The 22751-nt window shown below is 68.2% G+C and carries 24 protein-coding genes; 14 read left to right on the top strand and 10 right to left on the bottom strand.

The features are described from left to right. The first annotated feature begins 210 nt into the window (after positions 1-210). The 6 genes from alr to tsaD all read left to right on the top strand — a co-directional run bounded on the left by alr (position 211) and on the right by tsaD (position 5249). Entirely contained in the window at positions 211-1347 is a 1137-nt protein-coding gene (gene alr, locus ACFWO8_RS30910) for an alanine racemase (RefSeq protein ID WP_378971824.1), read from the top strand. After that, positions 1344-2420 carry an alpha/beta fold hydrolase gene (locus ACFWO8_RS30905; protein WP_378971791.1) on the top strand — a complete coding sequence of 359 codons (1077 nt, stop codon included), beginning with the start codon at positions 1344-1346 and terminating at the stop codon, positions 2418-2420. Before alr ends, ACFWO8_RS30905 begins: the two co-directional genes overlap by 4 nt. Then, on the top strand, positions 2413-2868 hold the full coding sequence (gene tsaE, locus ACFWO8_RS30900) for a tRNA (adenosine(37)-N6)-threonylcarbamoyltransferase complex ATPase subunit type 1 TsaE (RefSeq protein ID WP_378971784.1): 456 nt from the start codon (positions 2413-2415) through the stop codon (positions 2866-2868). Before ACFWO8_RS30905 ends, tsaE begins: the two co-directional genes overlap by 8 nt. Before the next feature lie 65 nt (positions 2869-2933). Then, entirely contained in the window at positions 2934-3626 is a 693-nt protein-coding gene (gene tsaB, locus ACFWO8_RS30895) for a tRNA (adenosine(37)-N6)-threonylcarbamoyltransferase complex dimerization subunit type 1 TsaB (RefSeq protein WP_378971776.1), read from the top strand. Between the two features lie 29 nt (positions 3627-3655). Continuing rightward, positions 3656-4150, top strand: a complete 495-nt coding sequence (rimI, locus tag ACFWO8_RS30890) for a ribosomal protein S18-alanine N-acetyltransferase (protein ID WP_056819219.1) — start codon at positions 3656-3658, stop codon at positions 4148-4150. A 52-nt stretch (positions 4151-4202) separates the two neighbouring features. After that, positions 4203-5249, top strand: a complete 1047-nt coding sequence (tsaD, locus tag ACFWO8_RS30885; RefSeq protein WP_378971770.1) for a tRNA (adenosine(37)-N6)-threonylcarbamoyltransferase complex transferase subunit TsaD — start codon at positions 4203-4205, stop codon at positions 5247-5249. An 85-nt stretch (positions 5250-5334) separates the two neighbouring features. Here the strand turns inward: tsaD and ACFWO8_RS30880 are convergent, their stop codons facing one another. Together ACFWO8_RS30880 and ACFWO8_RS30875 are read right to left on the bottom strand one after the other, a co-directional pair. After that, on the bottom strand, positions 5335-5481 hold the full coding sequence (locus ACFWO8_RS30880; RefSeq protein ID WP_378971761.1) for a hypothetical protein: 147 nt from the start codon (positions 5479-5481) through the stop codon (positions 5335-5337). 47 nt (positions 5482-5528) lie between these two features. After that, a complete protein-coding gene (locus tag ACFWO8_RS30875) occupies positions 5529-7031 on the bottom strand; it encodes an Hsp70 family protein (RefSeq protein WP_378971754.1) in 1503 nt (500 codons plus the stop codon). A 352-nt stretch (positions 7032-7383) separates the two neighbouring features. On the opposite strand from ACFWO8_RS30875, the gene groES reads away from it, so the two are divergent. Both groES and groL read left to right on the top strand, forming a co-directional pair. Next, positions 7384-7683, top strand: coding sequence for a co-chaperone GroES (gene groES, locus ACFWO8_RS30870; protein ID WP_056818214.1), 300 nt, complete (start codon positions 7384-7386; stop codon positions 7681-7683). A 159-nt stretch (positions 7684-7842) separates the two neighbouring features. Further along, on the top strand, positions 7843-9456 hold the full coding sequence (gene groL / locus ACFWO8_RS30865) for a chaperonin GroEL (RefSeq protein WP_378971746.1): 1614 nt from the start codon (positions 7843-7845) through the stop codon (positions 9454-9456). A gap of 373 nt (positions 9457-9829) precedes the next feature. On the opposite strand, the gene ACFWO8_RS30860 is transcribed toward groL, so the two are convergent. From ACFWO8_RS30860 to ACFWO8_RS30850, 3 genes are all read right to left on the bottom strand, one after another. Further along, positions 9830-10081: a hypothetical protein gene (locus ACFWO8_RS30860; RefSeq protein WP_378971741.1), complete on the bottom strand. Its 252-nt coding sequence runs from the start codon at positions 10079-10081 to the stop codon at positions 9830-9832. Between the two features lies 1 nt (position 10082). Then, positions 10083-10700 carry a sigma-70 family RNA polymerase sigma factor gene (locus ACFWO8_RS30855; protein ID WP_378971738.1) on the bottom strand — a complete coding sequence of 206 codons (618 nt, stop codon included), beginning with the start codon at positions 10698-10700 and terminating at the stop codon, positions 10083-10085. A 148-nt stretch (positions 10701-10848) separates the two neighbouring features. Continuing rightward, complete coding sequence (locus ACFWO8_RS30850) at positions 10849-11142, bottom strand: WhiB family transcriptional regulator (protein WP_022567299.1); 294 nt, start codon at positions 11140-11142, stop codon at positions 10849-10851. Positions 11143-11763: 621 nt separating this feature from the next. Here ACFWO8_RS30850 and ACFWO8_RS30845 point away from each other — a divergent pair. The 3 genes from ACFWO8_RS30845 to ACFWO8_RS30835 all read left to right on the top strand — a co-directional run bounded on the left by ACFWO8_RS30845 (position 11764) and on the right by ACFWO8_RS30835 (position 14443). Next, positions 11764-12597: a hypothetical protein gene (locus tag ACFWO8_RS30845; protein WP_378971721.1), complete on the top strand. Its 834-nt coding sequence runs from the start codon at positions 11764-11766 to the stop codon at positions 12595-12597. Positions 12598-12753: 156 nt separating this feature from the next. Beyond that, the gene (locus ACFWO8_RS30840; protein ID WP_378971718.1) at positions 12754-13332 is read left to right on the top strand and encodes a sigma-70 family RNA polymerase sigma factor; all 579 of its coding nucleotides are present in this window, start codon (positions 12754-12756) and stop codon (positions 13330-13332) included. Next, on the top strand, positions 13325-14443 hold the full coding sequence (locus ACFWO8_RS30835; RefSeq protein ID WP_378971710.1) for an anti-sigma-D factor RsdA: 1119 nt from the start codon (positions 13325-13327) through the stop codon (positions 14441-14443). The genes ACFWO8_RS30840 and ACFWO8_RS30835 overlap by 8 nt, the downstream gene beginning before the upstream one ends. Positions 14444-14626: 183 nt before the next feature. On the opposite strand, the gene ACFWO8_RS30830 is transcribed toward ACFWO8_RS30835, so the two are convergent. After that, positions 14627-15040: a DUF5319 domain-containing protein gene (locus ACFWO8_RS30830; protein ID WP_022567296.1), complete on the bottom strand. Its 414-nt coding sequence runs from the start codon at positions 15038-15040 to the stop codon at positions 14627-14629. 222 nt (positions 15041-15262) lie between these two features. Here ACFWO8_RS30830 and guaB point away from each other — a divergent pair, with 222 nt between their 5' ends. After that, complete coding sequence (gene guaB / locus ACFWO8_RS30825) at positions 15263-16807, top strand: IMP dehydrogenase (protein ID WP_378971700.1); 1545 nt, start codon at positions 15263-15265, stop codon at positions 16805-16807. A 111-nt stretch (positions 16808-16918) separates the two neighbouring features. Then, complete coding sequence (locus ACFWO8_RS30820; RefSeq protein ID WP_378971692.1) at positions 16919-18073, top strand: GuaB3 family IMP dehydrogenase-related protein; 1155 nt, start codon at positions 16919-16921, stop codon at positions 18071-18073. Here ACFWO8_RS30820 and ACFWO8_RS30815 read toward each other — a convergent pair. Next, positions 18070-18870, bottom strand: a complete 801-nt coding sequence (locus tag ACFWO8_RS30815; RefSeq protein ID WP_378971688.1) for an alpha/beta fold hydrolase — start codon at positions 18868-18870, stop codon at positions 18070-18072. The genes ACFWO8_RS30820 and ACFWO8_RS30815 overlap by 4 nt on opposite strands. A gap of 132 nt (positions 18871-19002) precedes the next feature. Here ACFWO8_RS30815 and guaA point away from each other — a divergent pair, with 132 nt between their 5' ends. Continuing rightward, positions 19003-20577, top strand: a complete 1575-nt coding sequence (gene guaA, locus ACFWO8_RS30810) for a glutamine-hydrolyzing GMP synthase (protein WP_378971682.1) — start codon at positions 19003-19005, stop codon at positions 20575-20577. Between the two features lies 1 nt (position 20578). Here the strand turns inward: guaA and ACFWO8_RS30805 are convergent, their stop codons facing one another. The 3 genes from ACFWO8_RS30805 to ACFWO8_RS30795 all read right to left on the bottom strand — a co-directional run bounded on the left by ACFWO8_RS30805 (position 20579) and on the right by ACFWO8_RS30795 (position 22702). Beyond that, positions 20579-20716, bottom strand: coding sequence for a hypothetical protein (locus ACFWO8_RS30805; RefSeq protein WP_378971675.1), 138 nt, complete (start codon positions 20714-20716; stop codon positions 20579-20581). 86 nt (positions 20717-20802) lie between these two features. Then, positions 20803-21015 carry a hypothetical protein gene (locus ACFWO8_RS30800; protein ID WP_378971672.1) on the bottom strand — a complete coding sequence of 71 codons (213 nt, stop codon included), beginning with the start codon at positions 21013-21015 and terminating at the stop codon, positions 20803-20805. Next, positions 21008-22702, bottom strand: a complete 1695-nt coding sequence (locus ACFWO8_RS30795; protein ID WP_378971669.1) for a PspC domain-containing protein — start codon at positions 22700-22702, stop codon at positions 21008-21010. The genes ACFWO8_RS30800 and ACFWO8_RS30795 overlap by 8 nt, the downstream gene beginning before the upstream one ends. Positions 22703-22751 lie beyond the last annotated feature (49 nt).

The following is a 22751-nucleotide window of genomic DNA, read 5'->3' as shown; positions in this document are numbered from 1 at the left end:
ACTAGAGCCTTCGGCTCAGCGCTTTCGAGCGCTAACCGGCGACCCGGCCGCGGACCGGCCACTTCGTGGCCGCCGCTCCCCAGGGGTCGCGGGTGGGGGTTGGGAGTGCGGTCATGGCGGATTTGGGGTTGGACGGTGTGGCTGGGAGTGCGGGACGCTGCGGGGTTCGGGGACGGCCCGCTGACATTCTTGGGAGGTGGTCCTGCCAGGATTGGGGGTGTGAATGCGCAAGTGGAGACTGTTGTCGACTTGGATGCCATTGCACACAATGTGCGGGTGTTGCGGGAGTATGCGCAGGGGGCCGCTGTGATGGTGGTGGTCAAGGCTGACGGGTACAACCACGGGGCGGTTGAGGTGGCTCGGGCCGCTTTGGGGGCGGGGGCTCGGGAGTTGGGGGTGACTACGGTCGGCGAGGGGCTGGCGTTGCGGGCGGCGGGGATTACCGCGCCTGTTCTTTGCTGGCTCAATACCGTTGATGCTGATTACGCGGCGGCTATCGCGGGGGATCTCGAGATCGGGGTGTCTTCGCTGGCGCAGTTGCGGGCGGTGGAGCGGGCGGCGCTGGTGGTGGGGCAGACGGCGACGGTGACGTTGAAGGTTGATACGGGGCTCAATCGCAACGGGGTGTCGGTGACGGAGTATCCGCAGGTCTTGCGGGCTTTGCGGGGGCTCGTCGACGGGCAGGTGGCGCGGTTTCGGGCGATCTTCTCCCACCTCGCGCATGCCGATGAGCCGGGGCATCCGATGCTGGATCGGCAGCGGGAACGGTTCGTCGAGGCGATCGCGCTGGCCAAGGAATACGGGCTCGAACCCGAGCTCGTGCATCTGTCGAATTCGGCGGCCACGTTGACCAGGCCTGATCTGCATTTCGACATGGTTCGGCCGGGCATCTCGGTGTACGGGCTCTCGCCCATCCCCGAGCTCGGGCAATTCGGGTTGAAGCCGGCGATGACGTTTCAGGCGGAGGTCGCGCTGGTGAAACAGGTGGCGGCGGGGGAGGGCGTGTCGTACGGGCATCGGTGGGTCGCACCGCGCGACACCACGGTCGCCGTGGTGCCCGCGGGGTACGCCGACGGTGTATTCCGCTCGCTGAGTGGGCGTTTCGAGGTGTGGTTGGGCGGGGCGCGACACCGTAATGTCGGGCGGGTGTGCATGGACCAGTTCGTGGTTGACCTCGGCGACAACGCGGGCGGCGTGCGGGAGGGCGACCGGGCGGTGCTGTTCGGCGGCGGCGCGGGACAGCCACACCCGCTCGACTGGGCGCGGGCGCTGGACACGATCGACTACGAGGTCGTCTGCGCACCGCGTGGTCGCACGGTCCGCCGCTACGTGGGGACCGGCCGATGACCCGGCGCACGGTGATCCGGCGCGGCGGCCTGGCGACTGCGGGGCTGCTCGCGGGGCTCGCCATCGCCCACACCCTGCGCCAGATCGGCGCCCGGGTGCTGTGGCCTGCCGAACGCGACGAATATCGCGACGAGAACTTCGCCCTGATCGACGAGGACGAACCGGGGGTGGTGCTCGCCGACGACGGTGTGTCGCTGGCCACCCGTACCTTCGGTGACGATTCCGCCGAGTTCACGGTCGTTTTCGTGCACGGATTCTGCAACAGCATGGAGTCGTTCCACTTCCAGCGCCGCGATCTCGCGCGGCAGTGGGGGTCGCGGCTGCGGATGGTCTTCTTCGATCTGCGCGGACACGGACGCTCCGGCACGCCGAGCACCGACAGCTGCACGGTCGCCCAGCTCGGCCGCGACATCGCACGCGTCATCCGCGAGTGCGCGCCGACGGGGCCGGTGGTGCTGGTCGGGCATTCGCTCGGCGGGATGGCGGTACTCGCGGCGGCCGCGCAGTTCCCCGAACTATTCGCGTCTCGGGTGCGCGCGGTCGGGCTGCTGAGCACCGCGGCCGCGGAGGTGACCGCGACCGGGATCTCGCAACTGATTCGCCATCCCGCGGTCGACGGGTTCCGGCTGGCGGTCCGAACGGCGCCGACGCTGGTGCAGTTCAGCCGCAGCGCGAGCAAGCAGGTGGTGACGCCGATCCTGCACGTCAGCTCGTTCCACGGCCCGGTGAGCCCGACATTGTCGCGATTCACCACGATGATGATCGACCGCACACCGGTCGGCACCATCGAGAAATTCCTGAAAGCGATTGAACTGCACGATGAATCGGCCGCATTGCCGGTATTGGGTGAACTGCCGGTGCTGATTCTGGGCGGTGCGCACGACGTGGTGATCCCGTTCCGTAACTCCCGCGAACTGGCGGCGGAACTGCCGAGCAGCGAGCTGGTCCGGGTACGTGAGGCGGCGCACATGCCGCACCTGCAGTTCCCGGAGGTGAGCCTGGCCGCACTCGATCGGCTGCTGGCACGCGCGGGGATCACCGACACGCGCGGCGAGGAGGCTGTCGGTGGCTGATCCGCACCAGCGTGTTCTCGACACGGTCGAGGACACCGAAGCGTTCGGCCGCGAACTGGCGGCCATCCTGCGACCGGGTGACCTGGTCGTGCTCGACGGCCCGCTCGGCGCCGGGAAAACCGCGCTCACCAGGGGAATCGCCGCCGGTCTCGGTGTCGCGGGCCGGGTCAGCTCACCGACGTTCATCATCGCGCGAGCGCACAAGGCCGGGGTGCGCCCGGACGGCACGCCCGGGGTGGCGATGGTGCATGTCGACGCCTATCGCCTCGCCGGCGACCTCGACGAACTGGACTCGCTCGACCTCGACACCGACCTGCACCACGCGGTCGTCGTCGTGGAATGGGGCAAGGGGGTTGTCGAACACCTCGCCGACCGGCATCTGCGAGTGCAACTCGCCCGGGAGCCGGAATCCGATGTGCGCACGGCGATCTGGGAATGGATCGAATAACGGGCGATCACCCGCGCACCGGTGCGCGCCGAGCGCCGATACCACCCGGTATTGTTGAGACAATCATGCTCGTACTAGCAGTCGACACCGCGACACCCGCCGTTACAGCGGGATTGGTGCACCTGTCACCTGCCGGTGAACCCGGTACCCGGCCCGCCGTGGCGACGCTCGCTGCGCGCGTGAAGGTCGACGCCCGCGCGCACGCCGAGGTCCTCACCCCGCAGATCCTGGAGTGTCTAGCCGAGGCGGGGGTGCGCCGCGACGAGCTCGACGCGGTCGTCGTCGGGCTCGGACCGGGACCGTTCACCGGGCTACGCGTGGGAATGGCCACCGCGGCCGCCTTCGGTGATGCGCTCGGGTTACCCGTGCACGGGGTGTGCAGTCTCGACGCGATCGCCGCCGACACCTTCGGTGAGAAGCGCGACCCCGGTGAGCTGCTGGTGGTCACCGATGCGCGCAGGCGTGAGGTGTACTGGGCCAAGTATCTGAACGGGGTGCGGGTCGCCGGTCCCGAGGTGAACAAGGCTGCCGACGTGCCGGTCGGTGAGGCCGCGGCGATCGCCGGGTCGGCGGCACATGTCGACTATTTCGATCTACCGGTGCTGCCGAGCGAGACGCCGTCGCCTGCCGGGCTGGTAACCGTCGCCGCGCCCGCGCTACTGGCCGCGGATGTGCCGGCAGCGCTGGTGCCGTTGTATCTGCGTAGGCCCGATGCGGTGGAGAACAGCTTCCGCACCCTCGACCGGACCGGGGCGTGAGTGCCGTGACCGAGTACCTGATCGCTCCCATGACGCTGCCCGATATCGACCGCTGCGTCGAACTCGAGCACCTGCTGTTTCCCGAGGACGACCCGTGGCAGGCGGTGTCGTTCCGGTCCGAGCTGGCCGGTGGGCACAATCGCTACATCACCGCGCGCGATGCCGACGGGATGATGGTCGGCTACGCGGGCATCGCGCTGCTCGGTGACGACGCCCATCCCGAGGCCGAGGTGCACACGATCGGTGTCGACCCGCAATGTCATCGGGGTGGTATCGGCACGCTGCTGCTCGAAGCACTGCTGGCCACGGCGGCCGAACGTGGTGGACCGGTATTCCTCGAGGTGCGCACCGACAACGCACCCGCCATCGCGATGTACGCCAAGCACGGCTTTCACATCATCGGGCTGCGCAAGAACTACTACCACCCCAGTGGTGCCGACGCTTATACGATGCGGCGCCCGGAACTGACCGCCGCGGCCGATGAGTGGGCCGCGCGCGGCAGGCAGGACGAGGTGTTGTCGTGATCGTCGCCGGATTCGACCGGGCGGCGGGCGACCAGCGGAGCGAGGCGTTGTCGTGATTGTCATGGGGATCGAAAGCTCGTGCGACGAAACGGGAGTCGGCATCGTGCGCCGTCACTCGGATGGTTCCGTCGAATTGCTCGCCGATGAGGTGGCCTCCAGCGTCGACCAGCATGCCCGTTTCGGTGGGGTGGTGCCCGAGATCGCGTCGCGTGCGCATCTCGAGGCGATCGTGCCCGCGATGCGTCGTGCGCTGGCCACCGCGGGGATCAGTAAGCCCGATGCGCTCGCTGTCACCATCGGGCCCGGCCTGGCCGGTGCGCTGCTGGTGGGCGTCGCCGCGGCAAAGGCGTACGCGGCGGCGTGGGATGTGCCGTTCTACGCGCTCAACCACCTCGGCGGGCACGTCGCGGTCGACACGCTCGAGCACGGTCCGATGCCGCCCGCGGTGGCGCTGCTGGTCTCCGGTGGGCATACACATCTACTGCAGGTCACCGATCTGGGTGAGCCGATCACCGAACTCGGCAGCACTGTCGACGATGCCGCCGGCGAAGCTTTCGACAAGGTCGCCCGGCTGCTCGGCCTCGGCTATCCCGGCGGGCCCGCCCTCGACGCGGCAGCCGCCGACGGCGACGCCCGCGCGATCGCGTTCCCGCGCGGCATGACCGGGCCCCGTGACTCGCGCTACGACTTCTCCTTCTCCGGCCTCAAGACCGCGGTCGCCCGCTATGTCGAGGCCGCCCAGCGCCAGGGCATCACTCCCGATCAGCTGCCCATTCCCGACATCGCCGCGTCCTTCCAGGAGGCGGTTGCCGATGTGCTGACGATGAAGGCCGTGCGCGCGGCTGCCGATATCGGCGTAGACACAATCGTGCTCGGCGGTGGCGCCACCGCCAACACGCGGATCCGATCGCTCGCCGAAGAGCGCTGTGCCGCAGCGGGTTTGACGCTTCGTGTGCCGAAGCCGCGGCTGTGCACCGACAACGGCGTCATGATCGCGGCACTCGGCGCCCACGTGATCGCGGCGGGCGCGCAACCCGCCGAACTGACCGTGGCCACCGACCCCGGCCTGCCCGTGTCGGTGAGTGCGCTGCGCGGCTAGCTCAGCGCCATCAGGAGTCGCAGGGCGCGGTCGTGTTCGGCCTCGGCCGAAAGGGCTGGTCCCGACACGGACAGTTCGACGGTCCTCATCGCTGGATCTCCTTCGCGGGCAGCAGGGTGGTAGCGACGATCAGGGCGAAGACCTGTACGGCGCAGGCCACCCGCGCGAGATGGAAGGCCTCCCAGCGGCTCAGTATCTCGGAGCAGGAGTTTTCGGCAGGGTTGGATGTCATCCTGGCCGGGCTGAACCAACAGCCGTGACCAGCGGCGGCTCAGCGAGCTATCGGGGCGTGCCGACGCGCTGATCGTCAGGCTGGATCGGGATTTCGTTCGTCGCGTCGGCACGCGGGATCGGGAGGCCGCTGCGGGCGGGGGCCTGGGTTGGGGAGATGTTCGGGGTGGAGGGGCGTTGCCTGCCGCCGCCGGAGGAGCCGCTGTCCAGTGGGCCGAGCTGGGACTCGGGGTAGGGGATCTGCGGGAGCTTCGGGTCGGGGCGCAGGGTGGGGGCCGTGGTCGAAGTGGGCACGGACGGGGTGGTGGCGTTCGTGCTCGTCGTCTGCGCGGAAGTGGGCGCGCCGGTGGTAGCCGCGGGCGGGGCGTTGGTGACGCCGGTGCGTTCGGTGCTCTCCCGATTGGCGGGGGCGGGTGCCGGGGAGGGCACCAACGGTAAGGGGGACTGACGCACGGTGCTGCTCGTCCCGGCCGGCGTGACATCGGGGGTATCGGGCGTGACGGCTTGCACGCCGTAGCCGATCACCAGTCCGACCACCACCACCGCACCGACGAGGGTGCCGACCACCTTGGCGAACGTGCCACTGGGTGCGTCGGCGGCCGCGCCGCCCGCCAGTCCGGACGGTGCCGCGGCATCGGCGACCAGCGCGGCACCCTTGGCGATCACGGCCTCCGGGTCGGGCACGGTGAGCACCGGCACCTCGAGTCGCGAGTCGAGAATGTCGATGACACAAGGGATATTGGCGCACCCGCCGATCACGGCGACCGCGTCGGGGTACTTCGGCGCACGGGTGAACACCGACGACGAGAACAGCGCGATATTGCGCAGCAGGCCGCCGATGAGCTCCTCGAAATCGGGGCGGGTGAGCTCGAGCCCCTGTCCCGCGACGTGATCGATCGTGACCACGGGCGCCAGCGACAGGTGTTCCTTGGCGGCGCGACCGCGGTTGGTCAGCGTGGTGCGGTTGGGCCGGGTGCCGCGACGGGCGTAGTGCAGGTCCACCAGGTGGTGGTAGATCAGCTCGTCGATCGCGTTGCCGCTCAGCGTCGGCGTGCGTTCGGTGTGCAGGACCACGTTGTCGGTGTAATCGGCGACGGTGACGGTGAGTCCGGTTGCGCCCAGATCGATCACCGCGACGGTGGCGTAGCGGTCGAGCAGTCCGGTGTGGCGCAGGTAGGCCAGGGCGGCGGCGCCCTCGGTGACCAACCGTAGATCGCGGTGGCGGGCGCAGGCGGCCCGAATGGCCTGTGCCTGTTCCTTGTTGCGGTAGGCGACGGCGACGCTGGTCGGCGGCCGCGAACGGGCCGACTCGGCGCGACGGCCGCCGCCGGAATAGCGCCCGAGCGGTTCGCCTGCCATCGCGGCCTGGGAAACCGGTAACTGAGTGGTCATCAACTCGATCGAGGACGCCACGAGATCGCCGAGGTCGGAATGTGCCTCATCGGCGGAAACGACGCGGTAGTCGAAAGTCTGCTCGCCGGCGGGCCCCGTAGCGACCAGTGCCGAGCACACCACCTCGTTCCCGGCCGAGATGCCGAGGGATGTTCGCATGTTCACCTCCCTTCAAGCTGATGGTGCTCTCCGAGCGGATGGCGCCTTCCTGTGCTCTGTCACAGCCTGTTATGCGAACGTTACAGATTGTGGCAGGCGATGTGAAGATCACTGGGCAGTGTGGGCGTGTCGACAATGCGACATCGGCAGAACCCGACCTTGAGTGCTGGCACTCTCACGTATAGAGTGCTAGTCGGCACTGTGTAGCTGTACTTGTGCCAAGTCGACTTCTGGGCTTCGGCTCCGGCACCCGCGACGACGGGGCTGTGCGCAGGGTCGCGAGCTGACTGAAACCCGGTCCGGGGCACCAGTTCCGGACGGCCGAATTTCCCCTGAAAGTGGAGGGCTCAACGTGGCGAGCGTGAACATCAAGCCGCTCGAGGACAAGATCCTCGTCCAGGCCAACGAGGCCGAGACGACGACGGCCTCCGGCCTGGTCATCCCGGACACGGCCAAGGAGAAGCCCCAGGAGGGCACCGTCATTGCCGTCGGAGCGGGCCGCGTCACCGATAAGGGTGACCGCATCCCGGTCGACGTCAAGGAAGGCGACGTCGTCATCTACAGCAAGTACGGCGGCACCGAGATCAAGTACCAGGGTGGGGAATACCTCATCCTCTCGGCGCGCGACATCCTGGCCGTCGTCACCAAGTAAGGCCAACGCCGCATCAGCGTTCCGCCCCGGCGTCTTCACAGGCCCGGGGCGGATTGCGTTCACACACGCGGCATGAGCTCAGGCCCCGGAGGCGGTAGCTTGCGTAACCACGCAGGGGCCAGGGAATGCCGCCATCAGACTCAGGAGCTGAATCCTCTTATGCCCAAGCAGATCGAGTTCGACGAAAAGGCTCGCCGGGCTCTGGAACGCGGTGTCGACAAGCTGGCCGACGCCGTCAAGGTAACCCTCGGCCCCCGCGGCCGGCACGTGGTGCTGGCCAAGGCTTTCGGTGGCCCGACCGTCACCAACGACGGTGTCACCATCGCGCGTGAGATCGACCTCGATGACCCCTTCGAGAACCTCGGCGCACAGCTCGTCAAGAGCGTCGCCACCAAGACCAACGATGTCGCGGGCGACGGTACGACCACCGCCACCGTGCTGGCTCAGGCCTTCGTGCGCGGCGGTCTGAAGAACGTCGCCGCCGGCGCCAACCCGATCACCCTCGGCCAGGGCATCGCCGCTGCCGCCGAGAAGGTGTCGGAGGTGCTGCTCGCGCTGGCCACCCCCGTCTCCGGCGAGCAGGCCATCGCCCAGGTCGCCACCGTCTCCTCGCGTGACCCCGAGATCGGCGAGATGGTCGGCAAGGCCCTCACCACGGTCGGCAAGGACGGCGTCGTGACCGTCGAGGAGTCCTCGACCACGAACACCGAGCTCGTCATCACCGAGGGTGTGCAGTTCGACAAGGGCTACCTCTCGCCCTACTTCCAGACCGATCCCGAGACCCAGCAGGCCGTGCTCGAGGACACCTACGTCCTGCTGCACCGCGACAAGATCAGCTCGCTGCCCGATCTGCTGCCGCTGCTCGAGAAGATCGCCGAGTCCGGCAAGTCCGTGCTGATCGTGGCCGAGGACGTCGACGGCGAAGCGCTGTCGACCCTGGTGGTCAACTCGATCCGCAAGACCATCAAGGCCGTCGCGGTCAAGGCGCCGTTCTTCGGTGATCGTCGCAAGGCGTTCCTCGACGACCTGGCCGTCGTCACCGGTGGCACCGTGATCAACCCCGATCTCGGCGTCACCCTGCGCGAGGCCACCATCGAGCAGCTGGGTCAGGCGCGTCGCGTCGTCGTCACCAAGGACGAGACCGTGCTGATCGACGGCGCGGGCACCGACGACGAGATCAAGGGCCGCAGCGCGCAGCTGCGTCGCGAGATCGAGGCCTCGGACTCCGACTGGGATCGCGAGAAGCTCGAAGAGCGTCTGGCGAAGCTGGCCGGTGGCGTCGCGGTGATCAAGGTCGGCGCTGCCACCGAGACCGCGCTCAAGGAGCGCAAGTACCGCGTCGACGACGCGGTCGCCGCTGCCAAGGCCGCGGTCGAGGAGGGCATCGTCCCCGGTGGTGGTTCGGCACTCGTGCTGGCCGCCGCCGCGCTGGTGGAGCTGCGTGACTCGTTCACCGGCGACAAGGCCGTCGGTGTCGAGGTGGTTCGCAAGGGCCTCGAGGCGCCGCTGTACTGGATCGCCAGCAACGCCGGTCTCGACGGTGCGGTTGTCGTCGCCAAGGTCTCCGAGGGCAAGGACGGCTTCAACGCCGCCACCCTGACCTACGGCGACCTGCTCGCCGACGGTGTCGTCGACCCGGTCAAGGTGACCCGCTCCGCCGTGGTGAACGCCGCCTCGGTCGCGCGGATGATCCTGACCACCGAGAGCGCCATCGTGGAGAAGCCGGCCGAGGCCGACGACGACCACGGGCACGGGCACGGTCACGCGCACTGACGAGTGAGGTCAGGGAGGCCCGCTGCCGATTTTGATCGGTGGCGGGCCTTTTTGTTCGGTAGTCCCAGAGGGTTTGACGCTGTGTTTATTGGCGCGCTGGCGCGCGCGTGTCCGCGGCCCTGAGGGGCCGCCGGTTAGCGCTCGAGACTAGAGCCTTCGGCTCAGCGCTTTCGAGCGCTAACCGGCGACCCGGCCGCGGACCGGCCACTTCGTGGCCGTCCCTCCCCAGGGGTCGGGAGTGCGGTGGTTGGTAGTGCGGTCATGGCGGATTAAGGGCGCGCGCGTGTCCGCGGGCCTGAGGGGCCGCCGGTGCGGGGCTGGTAGTGCGGTCATGGCGGGCTTGGGGTGTGCGGTGTGTTGTCGAAGTGCTGGGTCAGCTGGCTACCGGCGGGTCTTCGGCATCGAGCGCGGCCAGTAAACGGTCACGCAGCGACGGAGGCGGTGCGGTGGGGGTTGCGGACGCGAGTTCGGCGAGCACTTCGCGGGTACAGCGAAGCTCTCGCAGGAACTCGGTACACAGGGTTGGGTCTTCGGTATCGATGATGGTCTGGATCGCGTGATGGTCTTCGTCGTCGATCAATCCGAGCGCGACGGTGTGCGCGAGATCGATCTGGGCTTCGTTCATCTCACGTCACCCCCAAACTTTTCTTCAGTCGTGTCAATCCGTCCCGAATTCGGGACTTAACGGTCGGTAACCCGATGCCGAGGTATTGAGCTACCTCCGCGTAGGTCCGCCCGCCGTAGTAGGCGAGCGAGATCGCCTCGCGTTGGGTCTCGGTGAGGGTCGAGAGCCCGCGCTGGACGGCCTGTTGTTCTAGTCTGCGTTCCACCTCCTCGGTGACCTCGTCGAATTCGTGGCCGAGCACCCGGATCCCGTACGCGACCTCGCGCTGGGTGTGGGCTTGCTCGGCGCGAACCCGGTCGACCGCGCGCCGGTGTGCCAGCGTCATCAGCCAGGTCACCGCCGACCCCTTGGCGGGGTCGAAACTCGTGGCGGTTCGCCATATCTGGAGGTAGACCTCCTGAGTGGTCTCCTCCGCGTACCCGGGATCATGGAGTACCCGCAGTACCAGGCCGAAAACGCGCGCCGATGTTCGGTCGTACAGTTCGGAAAATGCCTGCTGGTCGGACAGACCACATCGTTGCAGCAGTGCAGCTAGCTCGACTCCTTCGGCCGCGCGTGCGGTAACCGCAGAATCCACGCTCGGTGGAAAGGCTTCGCTTCGGAACCCATTCTGTGTCATCGGTCACGAATGTAGCCCGAGGCTATGACCCCCTCGCGGCCGGGGGTGTCTTTATTCGGGTGCCAGCTGTTTGCTAGGGATTCGGCGCGCCGGGGTCAGCGGATTGGAACAGATTTGCCAACCCCGCCAGACGAGGTCCGTGGGGTTCTCAGACGGCCATCCGCCGCCGGTTGCGGCGGGCGTGCATCTCGCGTTCGGTCTCGGACATGCCGCCCCAGATGCCGTAGGGCTCGCTGACTTTGAGGGCGTGGGTGCGGCACTGCATGAGGACGGGGCAGGCCCGGCAGATCTCCTTGGCGCGCATCTCGCGTGCCGTGCGGGCGCGGCCGCGTTCGCCGTCGGGGTGGAAGAAGACCGCGGAGTCCTGACCGCGGCACGAGCCGCGCATCTGCCAGTCCCAGACATCGGCGTTCGGTCCGGGGAGGTGGGTGGGCATGGGCATGTGAACTCCTTGTGGCGCGAGCTCGTCAGCGTTGTCGAGCGAGTGGTGCGGCAGGTCAACGCGGCACCCGATGATGGGTGGCCGGCTCGACGGTGCCTGACGGTGCCGCTCGGAGGTCGCTGCGATTTCGCGCGGCGCCAACCGTGGCGATGAGCTACGTTAGGTGCAGGCGGGAAATTCCGTCAATAGTTCGGCGCATGAGTTCAGTAAATCTGCAGCGCTGAAATTTAACCTCCTCACTATTTACATTCCACACCCGATCCCTCCATACTGTTTGGTTGGCTATGGATCGGGCGTCTCTCCGTCTCTCAGGCTGCCTCGGTTTTCCCAGGTCGCGCCGGTAGGGGCCCGGTTCGTGTCGGCGACGCTCCTGGTGAGCGGGTGTGATGGATCACAAGGGGCCTCGCGGGCCGACTCCGTAAAGATGGCGTAAACGGGGCGCGAAGGTTAATTGCGCGCAACGCATGTGAATTCGAGACTTTGCGGTAGCGGCATCGGGGAGCGGAGATTTACCTGATGGCAACATCGGCGCTCGAGAGAAATGCTGATTGTTTGCTGAATAGGCGTTCCTTGGTCATAACACGCGAACCGTCCAGGGCTGGTCGCGGCTAGAGTCTCGGCGTGCAGACAAAGGCCTCACCCGCGGATATCGGTTCCGAAATACTCGTTTCGACTGCCTTCGGCACCACTCCGGGCTTGGCCGCTACGGAGTTGCCGGAGCCTGCGGACCCCTTGTCGCGGTGGTACCGCGCGGTCGCGCTCGGCGGGCAGGGCCGCTACGCCGCCGCCCGTGCTGACCTGCTGATATCAGCCCGGACTACGACAGATCCCGGCCTGCGATCCCTCGTCGAGAGCACCCGGGGATCACTGCTACGCCAGCTCGGCGGCCACGCGGCGGCGGCAGCGTTCGACGGCCGCGCCGCGACGATCGGATTCGGCGCCACGGGTGCGGCCCGCGCCGAGGCGCTCGCCGACGCGTATACGGGTCTAGCCGCCGACGCGCTCGGCGTCGGCCGACTCGGCCTGGCGCACAAGCTGCTCGGCCGCGTGCGACCACTGCTCGCCGAGGCGCCCCCGCGAGCGGAGGTGCGCTGGCATTGGGTGCGCGCCGAGACCGCGCTCGCCGGCGGGGAAGCAGGCCGAGCGCTGCGCGACGCGGTCGCGGCTGTCGACCTCGCCGCGGCGCTGCCGTCGGTACGCCACCAGGTGAAATCGGCACTGCTCGTCGCGGCCGCGACCGCCGCGACCGGCGACCTCGCCGAGTCCGCGGAACTGGCCGGCCGGGTCGACGCGCGCTGCCGCGAAAACGGCCTTCTCCCACTGCGCTGGGCCACCGCGATGCTGCGCTCGGGAGTCGCCGAACCGGCGCAAGCGCGCGCCGCGGCGGACGAAGCCGCAGATCATGGCGCCCGTCTACGGGCCTGGGGTGGCGACATCGCCCCGCTCGGTGCGTGATTCGCTGCGGATGATCTTCCTGAGAGCTCGGTTAGAAGCGACCACGCCCGCTGGCGGCCGATCCGGGGGTCGCTATTGTTAGTCCGTTCCGCCTTTTCGGTGGAAGCTCGGTCACATTCGACCGCGCCACTCGTAACGCCAGGAAAATCTCTGACGATGACGCATATGGGCGAAGAGTTGGACCTCGCCGTCGCTGCGGCTGCGCAGGGCGACAGGACCGCTTTAGCTCGGGTATTGGAACTGGTCCGTCCCTTGGTGGTTCGCTACTGCAGGGCACGGATCGGAGCCGCGGAGCGCGGACAGCTCTCCGCGGACGATGTTGCGCAAGAGGTCTGTATGGCTGTGATGACCGCCCTGCCCCGCTATCAGGACCAGGGTCGGCCCTTCATGGCCTTCGTGTATGGAATCGCTTCGCACAAGGTCGCCGACGCCCATCGCAACGCCGCCCGTAACAAGGCGGAGGCGATGGCCGAAGTACCAGATGTCATATCCACCGACCACGGACCGGAACAGCGGGCTCTCGACTCGGAGACGAGCAGGCAGATGAACACTCTGCTGGCAACGCTCCCCGAGAAGCATCGAGAAATCCTGATCCTGCGCTTGGTCATGGGTCTGTCAGCAGAGGAAACCGCAGTCGCCGTGGGCAGCACGGCGGGGGCGATACGGGTTGCCCAGCACAGGGCGCTCGCGAAACTGAAGTCACAAGTGGCGAGGGCAGGTGAAATGTATGGCTAGGGATGGCGAGCGCGGTCTAGGCGACCGGAAAGTTTGGCAGCGCGGATCGCACGACAGCGGTCCCTACGCCGCCGAGGACGCCGGTGACTCCGGACCGGTCGACATCGCGGCGGTGCGCAGCGATGACGCGCTGATCGACGCGATCTCCAGCGATGGTCCGGTGCGTACCGACAGTCCCGAAGAGTTCCAGCTGGCGTCGTTACTCGCGGATTGGCGGGCCGACCTACTGGCCGAGCCGATGCCCGCGGGCCCTGATCTGGACACCGTGTTCGCGGCGGTCAATCAGGAGATCGGCGCGCGGCAGGTTCGAGTCGGAGCTTCCTCGCGCGGACGTCTACGGCTGGTCCGCCCGATTTTCGGGGCAGCAGCGGCACTGTCGCTGGTGTTCGGCGGTATTACGGCCTTCGCGTACAGCGCGGCTCCCGGCGATCCGCTGTGGCGGGTCAAGGAGGTCGTGTTCAGCGAGCAGGCGCAGTCCACCGTCGTACAGTACGCCGACGAAGATCTGCTGGCCGCCCAGAACCTGCTCACCTCGGGCAATCCGGAACAGGCGAAGGCCAGGCTGGAACAGGCTTCGGCCAACGCGGGCCAAGTCGACGACAAGGGCAAGCGCGAGGATCTGATCGCGCGCTGGAACCTGCTTCGTGATCAGCTGCTGAAGGTCGCGCCGGAGATCGGCGCGCAGTTGCCGCCGGCCACGTCCGAGCCGGGCAAGCCGACTTCCGCGGTGCAGGTCCCCCCGACGACGAACCCGGGCACCACCGCTCCGGTGGCACCGACAGCTCCCGGCCAGAGCACCACCGATCCGTCCACCCAGCCGCCGGTCATCATGCAGACGCCAGGTCCGGAGACCAAGCCGGTGGTTCCGCCGGTCGAGCCGACGCAACCGCCGGTGACCACCCCGCCGCCGGTGACCCCGCCGCCGGTCACTGTCGATCCGACCACACCGCCGACAACCATCGTCGAACCACCGCCGGTGGTGACCGTGCCGACGGTGGTCCCGACGGTTGTCCCCACGTCGGCGACGCTGCCCCCGACGGTGCCCCCCACCTTGCAGTTGCCGCCCGCGGTGACGATCCTGCCCGCGCCGCCGATCGTGCCGTCTTCCTGAGTAAGCATTTCTGCGCAACGATGAATTGAACCAACGACGAAGGCCCCGAACAGGTTCGGGGCCTTCGTCGTTGTTCGGGGGCGTTTTCCGGTGCGGGCCCGCGTCATCCCCCGCGCACGCGTGACCGGAGCGGGGGGAGCGGGCCTCGCGACAGGCTCAGCTGTGCTGAGTCGCCGCCAGAGCTCAGTTGTCGAACCCGTCGAACCCGTCGCCGTGGAACGCCTCGTTCATCGACGCGTCCGCGTAACCGCGGCAGTAGTCCCACGTGACGTAAGCCTCGGGGGTGGGATCGTAGGCGGGTTCATGTGGACGGACGGTGCCGTCGACGAGTAGCTGCAGCAGGTTTGCCCGCAGCATGTCCCAGTCGTGGTAGTGATCTTGCCGACAATCCTCACAGCTGACGACCAGGCCGCGAATGCCGCGGTGGGCCAGCAGGGCTTCGTATACGGCGAGGTCTGCGAGATCTTCCTCGACCGCTAGGCGCTCATGAGGATCCAACGGCTCACCGGGCTCGATCGCATCGAGCGCGGCAGACGGGTCGGAGGGGTCTCCGGCGAAGGGATCCGGCGGCAGGCCAGGTGGTAGATGGTCACGCACATCCCCACGGTACGCAGTACTTGGTGCATCGCGCCAGCGATGCACCGGGCAAGTTTTGCGGAAGGGCTCACTTCACAGGCGTGTCCGGGCGCCGGATACCATGGAATGCAGGCGTCGGCGACTTTGTTCTTGTCGACCATCCGAAAGCTTTTTCCGCTCGAGCACCGTCGCACTGTGTCCAGTCGCGTCGGTTGCTATGACGACCAGGAGGGGTCGATCCGAATGAGTAATCCCGTGTCGGGCGAACGAATCGCGGTGCGCCCTCCTACGGGGGGCGACGATCCGACCAAGATCGCCATGCTCGGCCTCACGTTCGACGACGTGCTGTTGCTGCCTGCGGCCTCGGATCTCATCCCCAGCTCGGTCGAGACATCCAGTCGGCTGACCAGGGAAATCACCCTGCGCACGCCGCTGGTGAGCTCGGCCATGGACACCGTCACCGAGGCGCGCATGGCCATCGCCATGGCGCGTGCCGGCGGTATGGGCGTGCTGCACCGCAACCTATCGGCCGCCGATCAGGCCGCCCAGGTGGAGACGGTGAAGCGCTCCGAGGCGGGCATGGTGACCGATCCGGTCACCTGTCGTCCCACCGACACTCTCGCCGAGGTCGACGCCATGTGCGCGCGCTTCCGCATCTCGGGTCTGCCGGTGGTGGACGAGACCGGTGCGCTGGTCGGCATCATCACCAACCGCGACATGCGCTTCGAGGTCGATCAGGATCGCCGCGTGGACGAGGTGATGACCAAGGCGCCGCTGATCACCGCGCGTGAGGGTGTCACCGCCGAGGCCGCGCTGGGTCTGCTGCGCCGCCACAAGATCGAGAAGCTGCCGATCGTCGACGGCAACGGCCGCCTGCGCGGGCTGATCACGGTCAAGGACTTCGTCAAGACCGATCAGTACCCCAACGCCACCAAGGACCGCGACGGCCGCCTGCTGCTCGGTGCCGCGATCGGTGTCGGCGAGGATTCCTGGTCGCGTGCCATGACGCTGGCCGACGCCGGGGTCGATGTGCTGGTTGTCGACACCGCGCACGGCCACCAGGCGCAGGTGCTGCAGATGGTCGCCAAGGTCAAGGCCGAGGTCGGTGACCGGATCCAGATCGTCGGCGGCAACGTCGCCACGCGTGCTGGTGCCGCTGCGCTCATCGAGGCGGGCGTCGACGCGGTGAAGGTGGGTGTCGGCCCCGGCTCCATCTGCACCACCCGCGTGGTCGCCGGTGTCGGCGCGCCGCAGATCACCGCGATCCTCGAAGCCGTCGCCGCCTGCAAGGCCGCCGGTGTGCCGGTGATCGCCGACGGTGGCGTGCAGTACTCCGGCGACGTCGCCAAGGCCATCGCCGCAGGCGCGTCCACCGTGATGCTCGGCTCGCTGCTCGCGGGTACGGCCGAGTCGCCCGGTGAGCTGATCCTGGTCAACGGCAAGCAGTTCAAGAGCTACCGCGGCATGGGCTCCCTCGGTGCCATGCAGGGCCGCGGCCAGGCCAAGTCGTACTCCAAGGACCGCTACTTCCAGGACGACGTGCTCGCCGAGGACAAGCTCGTCCCCGAGGGCATCGAAGGCCGTGTCCCGTTCCGTGGCCCGGTCAACCAGGTGATCCACCAGCTCGTGGGCGGCCTGCGCGCCGCGATGGGCTACACCGGTTCGCAGAACATCGAGCACCTCCAGGGCGCGCAGTTCGTGCAGATCACCGCGGCGGGTCTCAAGGAGAGTCACCCGCACGACATCACGATGACCGTCGAGGCCCCGAACTACACCGGGCGCGGCTGAGTACAATAGATGCGTTTGTGCGCCGGGAGGTACGCTCCCGGCGCACAGCCATGCAGACCGTCAGGTCTGCGAAAACGCGCGCACACGCGCGCCCGAACACAGGGAGCAACTGTGCGTGACATGGTCGAAATCGGTATGGGGCGGGTCGCCCGTCGGACCTATGAGCTCGACGACGTCGATATCGTGCCCTCGCGGCGGACGCGTTCGTCGAAGCTGGTCTCGTTGGCTTGGCAGCTCGACGCCTACCGTTTCGAGATCCCGGTGCTCGCGCACCCCACCGACGCGCTGGTCTCGCCCGAGTTCGCGATCGAGCTGGGTCGCCAGGGTGGCCTCGGTGTGATCAACGGCGAGGGCCTCTGGGCGCGCCACGCCGACGTGCAGGCCAAGATCGACCAGCTGCTGGATCTGGTCGACAAGGGGGGTTACGAAAAGGCCATCTCGCTGCTGCAGGAACTGCACGCCGCGCCGATGCAGCCCGATCTGCTGGCCGCCGCCGTCGCGCAGGTCCGTGCGGCCGGGGTGACCACCTCGGTGCGCGTGAGCCCGCAGAACGCCCGTGCGCTGACCCCCGCGCTGGTCCAGGCAGGCGTCGACCTGCTGGTCGTGCACGGCACCATTATCTCCGCCGAGCACGTCGGTGGCGACGAGCCGCTCAACCTCAAGACCTTCATCGCCGAGCTGGATGTGCCGGTCGTGGCCGGTGGCGTGAGCGATCACCGCACCGCCCTGCACCTGATGCGCACCGGTGCGGCGGGCGTCATCGTGGGCTACGGCTCGTTCCCCGGCGCCACCACCACCGGCGAGGTGCTCGGCATCGGTGTCCCGATGGCGACCGCGATCGCCGATGCCGCCGCGGCCCGTCGCGATTACCTCGACGAGACCGGCGGCCGCTACGTGCACGTCATCGCCGATGGTGACGTGGCCACCTCGGGTCAGCTGGCCAAAGCCATCGCCTGTGGCGCCGACGCCGTGATGCTCGGTGTGCCGCTGTCGGCGTCGGCCGAGGCGCCCGGTCGCGGCTGGTACTGGCCCTCGGCCACCGCGCACCCCTCGGTGCCGCGCGGTTCGTTCCTGCCGGTCGACGAGGCCTGGCTCGACGGCCCCGACGGCGCGGTGACCCGCCCGAGCCTCGAGCGCGTGCTCTACGGCCCCTCCGACGACCCGTTCGGCTCGCTGAACCTGGTCGGTGGCCTGCGTCGGTCGATGGCCAAGGCCGGCTACTCCGACCTCAAGGAATTCCAGAAGGTCGGGCTGAGCGTCCGCTAACGCACGTGGGTCAGTGAGACCCGATCCCTCAGGAACCGGGAGATCGCGGTATTGACCGGTTCCGGGTGGGTCATCGTGACGGCCAGGCGGGCGCCATCGATCTCCACGAAGGTGGAGGCGGTGAGCCCGTCGGCCAGCGTGCGGGCCCGATCGCCCGCGATACCGCTGCGCGTGGCGTGGATGATCAGTGCCGGGCAGGTGATCTCGCGTAGTCGGTCGAGTACCGAATCGCGCCCGAGCAGGCAGCCGACGGCAGCGTCGAGCCCGCTGTGGGCGTCGCCGACCCAGCGCCGGGTCCAGATGTCTCGGTACCAGGTGTCGTCGCCGATGAGCCAGTCGGCCAGGCGGCCCGCGGCTTCCTCACGAGAGCTGCGGTCGTGCCACTCGTCGAGGAACCGCTGGGTGGCGGTGGACTGGTCAAGGGTCGGCCCGTGCGCCTCGGTACTGATCAAGATCAGCGCGGCGACCCGTTCCGGCGCGACCAGCGCGGTCCGCAATGCGGTGAAGCCCCCTTGCGCCGTCCCGCCGACGATGGCGCGTTCGGCGCCGATCGAGTCGAGCACGGTCAGCGCGTCGCGCGCCGCTGTCCAGTAGGTGAAGGGCAATCGCTGGTCTTTGGTGCGGCCGTGACCGCGCGCGTCCCAGGCGACGATCCGGAATTCGGGGGAGAGTGCGGCCTGCTGCGAGGCGAACATCGTGCGATCCATGAAGAATTCGTGGGCCAGCAACACCACCGGACCCGTGCCACCGCTGTCCTCGTAGTAGATGTCGGCATCGATCGCGCGGGCGAATGGCACGAGCACGAGGATAGCCAGAGCCACCGCGCCACGCCCAACAATGGGGGCGCGTCGTGCACAGTCACTACGGCGAGTCCGGGCTCCGGCGATGCCCGCTGCTTGCTCGTCTCACCCCGTCACTAAACTGTGGCGGTGGCAGATACTCAGAGACCGGTCCTCGTCGTCGACTTCGGCGCGCAGTACGCCCAGCTGATCGCCCGACGGGTGCGTGAGGCGCGGGTGTTCTCCGAGGTGATCCCCCACACGATGACAGTGGAAGAGATCGCCGACAAGCAGCCGCTGGCCGTGATCCTGTCCGGTGGTCCGTCGAGCGTGTATGCCGAGGGCGCACCGCAACTCGACGCGCGGCTGTTCGATCTCGGTGTGCCCGTGTTCGGCATCTGCTACGGCTTCCAGGCGATGGCGCAGGCGCTCGGCGGCACGGTGTCGCACACCGGCACCCGCGAATACGGCCGCACCGAACTGAACATCGACGGCGGTGTGCTGCACGGCGGCCTGCCGACCATTCAGCCGGTGTGGATGTCGCACGGTGACGCGGTGACCGACGCCCCTGCGGGCTTCGAGGTCACCGGTACCACCGCGGGCGCCCCCGTCGCCGCGTTCGAGGATCGCGCGCGTCGGCTGGCCGGTGTGCAGTACCACCCCGAGGTGCTGCACTCCCCGCACGGCCAGCAGGTGCTCAGCCGCTTCCTGCACGAGCTGGCGGGCATCCCCGCGCAGTGGACCCCGGCCAATATCGCCGGGTCGCTGATCGAGAGTGTGCGCGAGCAGATCGGTGACGGCCACGCCATCTGTGGGCTGTCCGGTGGTGTCGACTCCGCCGTGGCCGCCGCGCTGGTGCAGCGCGCGATCGGTGACCGGCTCACCTGTGTGTTCGTCGACCACGGTCTGCTGCGGGCCGGTGAACGCGAGCAGGTCCAGCAGGACTTCGTCGCCGCGACCGGGGCCAAGCTGGTAACCGTCGACGCGGTGGACAAGTTCCTCGGTGAGCTGAAGGGCGTCTCCGATCCCGAGGAGAAGCGCAAGATCATCGGCCGCGAATTCATCCGCTCCTTCGAGGACGCGGTGGCGGGCATCGTCACCGAAGAGGGTGCGGCCGAAGGCAGTGCCCCGAAGGTCGAATTCCTGGTCCAGGGCACCCTGTACCCGGACGTCGTCGAATCCGGCGGCGGCACCGGCACCGCGAACATCAAGAGCCACCACAATGTCGGTGGCCTGCCCGACGACCTCGAGTTCGACCTGGTCGAGCCACTGCGCCTGCTGTTCAAGGACGAGGTCCGCGCGGTCGGCCGCGAACTGGGCCTGCCCGAGGAAATCGTTGCCCGCCAGCCCTTCCCCGGCCCCGGCCTCGCCATCCGCATCGTCGGCGAGGTGACCGCCGACCGGCTCGAACTGCTCCGCCAGGCCGACGCCATCGCTCGCGAAGAGCTCACCGCGGCCGGTCTGGACAAGCAGATCTGGCAGTGCCCGGTCGTGCTGCTGGCCGACGTGCGCTCGGTCGGTGTGCAGGGTGACGGCCGCACCTACGGTCACCCGATCGTGCTGCGTCCGGTGTCGAGCGAGGACGCGATGACCGCGGACTGGACCCGGCTGCCCTACGACGTGCTGGAACGGATCTCGACGCGCATCACCAATGAGGTGGCCGACGTCAACCGCGTGGTCCTCGACGTGACGAGCAAGCCGCCGGGCACCATCGAGTGGGAGTGAATTAAGCCGGCCGTGGCGGTTGCGCCACCTGGGTGAGCAGGAGCCTGCCCAGGAGGAAGCCGCCGGTGTGCGGTCGGTGGGTGGCCGGCGACAGGACCTTCGCCAGTGGGGTTTCCGGTTGCTGATCGGATTTGTCCATTGCCCTTGTCTCTCAACTGGTCCCGTATACAGCAATGGCCCGTCACGGTGACGGGCCATTGCTGGTTTCTGGGGGTTGTCCTTCGGTCAGTGGTGTTTACGGCTGGGGGTCAAAGTGAGCAACAGGCCGATGACGATGGCCGCGATCACCACGCCCCAGCCGATGGGCAGGATCCCGCCGCCGTCGGGGGTCGGTGCGCCGAGCAGTGCCCAGACGCTCACCGCGAGCGCGATCAGGCCGATGGTCAGCAGGGAGAAGGCCGGTCGGCGCCTGGTCTCGACGTTGTTCTGCTCAGCCACGGGTCACCTCCACGTCGCCGACGTGCATCTTGATCTTCAGGTCGAGCACCGGTGCACCGGGGGTGTCCGGTCCGCTCAGTCCTTCCGTGCAGGTCGAATCGGCTACTCGGATGTCACATGTCGTATTCACTGTCATCCCTTCGGGCAGTTGCACTTTCGCGTCACCGATATTCACCGCGACCTCGACGCTGCGGGACTCGGTGAGGGTCAGGCCACGCAGATCCAGCGTGCCCGAACCGATGTCGAGGGCGTAGCGCGGCTGCAGTTCGGTCACCGAGGTCGGTGCCCAGACGCGGTCGCCGACGGCGCCGGTGTTCTCGAAGTCGATCGGCCCGATCAGCGAGGCCAGCACCACGAATCCGGCCAGCGGGGCGGTGAGTACCAGCAGTCCGTATCCGCGCCGCAGGAACGCGCCAGCGACGAGGCCGAGGCCGACCACGGCGAGTGCGAAGGCGGCGATTCGCGCGGGGGTCATCCATTCGACGCCCGATGCCGCTGCGGCGCCTGCCAGCGCCGCGGCGAGGATCGCCAGGCCGATGGTGACCGGAGTCAGCCGGGAGCGTGGACGTTTCGGTGCGGGCTGTGGTGGCGCAACGGGCGCGTAGTGGGGTGCCGCTTCCGGGAGTTCCCAGGCCAGCGGTGCGACGGCGAGCGGGTCCCAGCCGTTGGGCACCTGCGCGTTGATTCGAGGGGGTTCCGGTGCGGTAGAGATAGTTCCGGGGAGGCTCTTGTGCAGAACCGCACTGGTGCCGGTCTCCTCGGCCTCAGACAGCGGGCTGTCCGTACGTTTGCCGAGATCGATGGGCGCGACCTCATCATCAACCGGACGAACCGGATCCGCGGTCGGCTCACTCGGGACCGTGGCGGCTTGCGGTGTGTCCGAAGCCGACGTGTCCGCCCCGTCGGTGAGTGCCGAATCAGGCTTGCTGGATTCTGCCGGTGTCACTGTGATCCGAGCGGTGTCGACCGTATCCGAAGTGGTGTCACCTGTTTCGTCGATGTCCTTGTGCAGGACGACCGTCTCGGCCGTGTCGACACGCAGCAGTGGGGTGGATTCGGCTGTGGCCGTGTGGTTTTCCGCACGGGCGGGCGCCGGATCGGGTACGTAGGCGTCGGGGAGTTTGGTGTAGGGCGTGTACATCCCCGTCGTCGGCATCTCCGGGTTGAACGGATAGCCGCGCACCGGTCCACCGGTCGGGTAACCCGCACCCGGATAGCCCGTCGTGCCGAGCGGCGCGCGGTAGGCATCGAACCCCGCCGGCAGCTCGGGATGACGCAGGTACAGCATCCACCAGCCTGCGAGCATCAGCCCCAGGCTCACGACCCCGCCCCCGCCCATCCCCAGACCGATCGGCCCCATGGCCGACACGGCGATAGCCAGCGCGACGATCAACACGATCGTCTTGGTCTGCGAATGCGACCCCCGATCGTGCGCCGACAAGGCCTGCGCCGCCGACACCTCGTTCCCCGCCGACCCCAGCACCAGCCAGCCCAGCAGGTACAGCATGATCCCGGCCCCGCCGAAGATCGTCGACACCACGAAGGCCACCCGAACGAGCACCGGATCCACCCCATACCGCAACCCGAACCCCGCCGCCACACCGGCGATCGGCCCCTGCCGAGGCAGCCGGACGGGCCGCGTCTGCCACATCTGGTGAACCTGGTCGGCGAAGCTCGTTCTGCTCATGCCATCCATGGTGTGCCGAGCCACCCCTTTCGCACATCGGGGGTAACCC

The sequence above is a fragment of the Nocardia sp. NPDC058480 genome (assembly GCF_042720495.1).
Taxonomy (GTDB): Bacteria; Actinomycetota; Actinomycetes; order Mycobacteriales; family Mycobacteriaceae; genus Nocardia.
The sequence above is the reverse complement of the archived record's forward strand: the minus strand, read 5'-3'. Positions and strand labels throughout refer to the sequence as shown.

Coding starts and splice junctions, on each gene's coding strand:
- ACFWO8_RS30905 (WP_378971791.1), top strand. CDS start 1,344: ATGACCCGGCGCACGGTGATCCGGCGCGGCGGCCTGGCGACTGCGGGG.
- tsaB (WP_378971776.1), top strand. CDS start 2,934: ATGCTCGTACTAGCAGTCGACACCGCGACACCCGCCGTTACAGCGGGA.
- rimI (WP_056819219.1), top strand. CDS start 3,656: ATGACGCTGCCCGATATCGACCGCTGCGTCGAACTCGAGCACCTGCTG.
- ACFWO8_RS30880 (WP_378971761.1), bottom strand. CDS start 5,481: ATGACATCCAACCCTGCCGAAAACTCCTGCTCCGAGATACTGAGCCGC.
- ACFWO8_RS30875 (WP_378971754.1), bottom strand. CDS start 7,031: ATGCGAACATCCCTCGGCATCTCGGCCGGGAACGAGGTGGTGTGCTCG.
- groL (WP_378971746.1), top strand. CDS start 7,843: ATGCCCAAGCAGATCGAGTTCGACGAAAAGGCTCGCCGGGCTCTGGAA.
- ACFWO8_RS30860 (WP_378971741.1), bottom strand. CDS start 10,081: ATGAACGAAGCCCAGATCGATCTCGCGCACACCGTCGCGCTCGGATTG.
- ACFWO8_RS30855 (WP_378971738.1), bottom strand. CDS start 10,700: ATGACACAGAATGGGTTCCGAAGCGAAGCCTTTCCACCGAGCGTGGAT.
- ACFWO8_RS30850 (WP_022567299.1), bottom strand. CDS start 11,142: ATGCCCATGCCCACCCACCTCCCCGGACCGAACGCCGATGTCTGGGAC.
- ACFWO8_RS30840 (WP_378971718.1), top strand. CDS start 12,754: ATGACGCATATGGGCGAAGAGTTGGACCTCGCCGTCGCTGCGGCTGCG.
- ACFWO8_RS30835 (WP_378971710.1), top strand. CDS start 13,325: ATGGCTAGGGATGGCGAGCGCGGTCTAGGCGACCGGAAAGTTTGGCAG.
- guaB (WP_378971700.1), top strand. CDS start 15,263: ATGAGTAATCCCGTGTCGGGCGAACGAATCGCGGTGCGCCCTCCTACG.
- ACFWO8_RS30805 (WP_378971675.1), bottom strand. CDS start 20,716: ATGGACAAATCCGATCAGCAACCGGAAACCCCACTGGCGAAGGTCCTG.
- ACFWO8_RS30795 (WP_378971669.1), bottom strand. CDS start 22,702: ATGAGCAGAACGAGCTTCGCCGACCAGGTTCACCAGATGTGGCAGACG.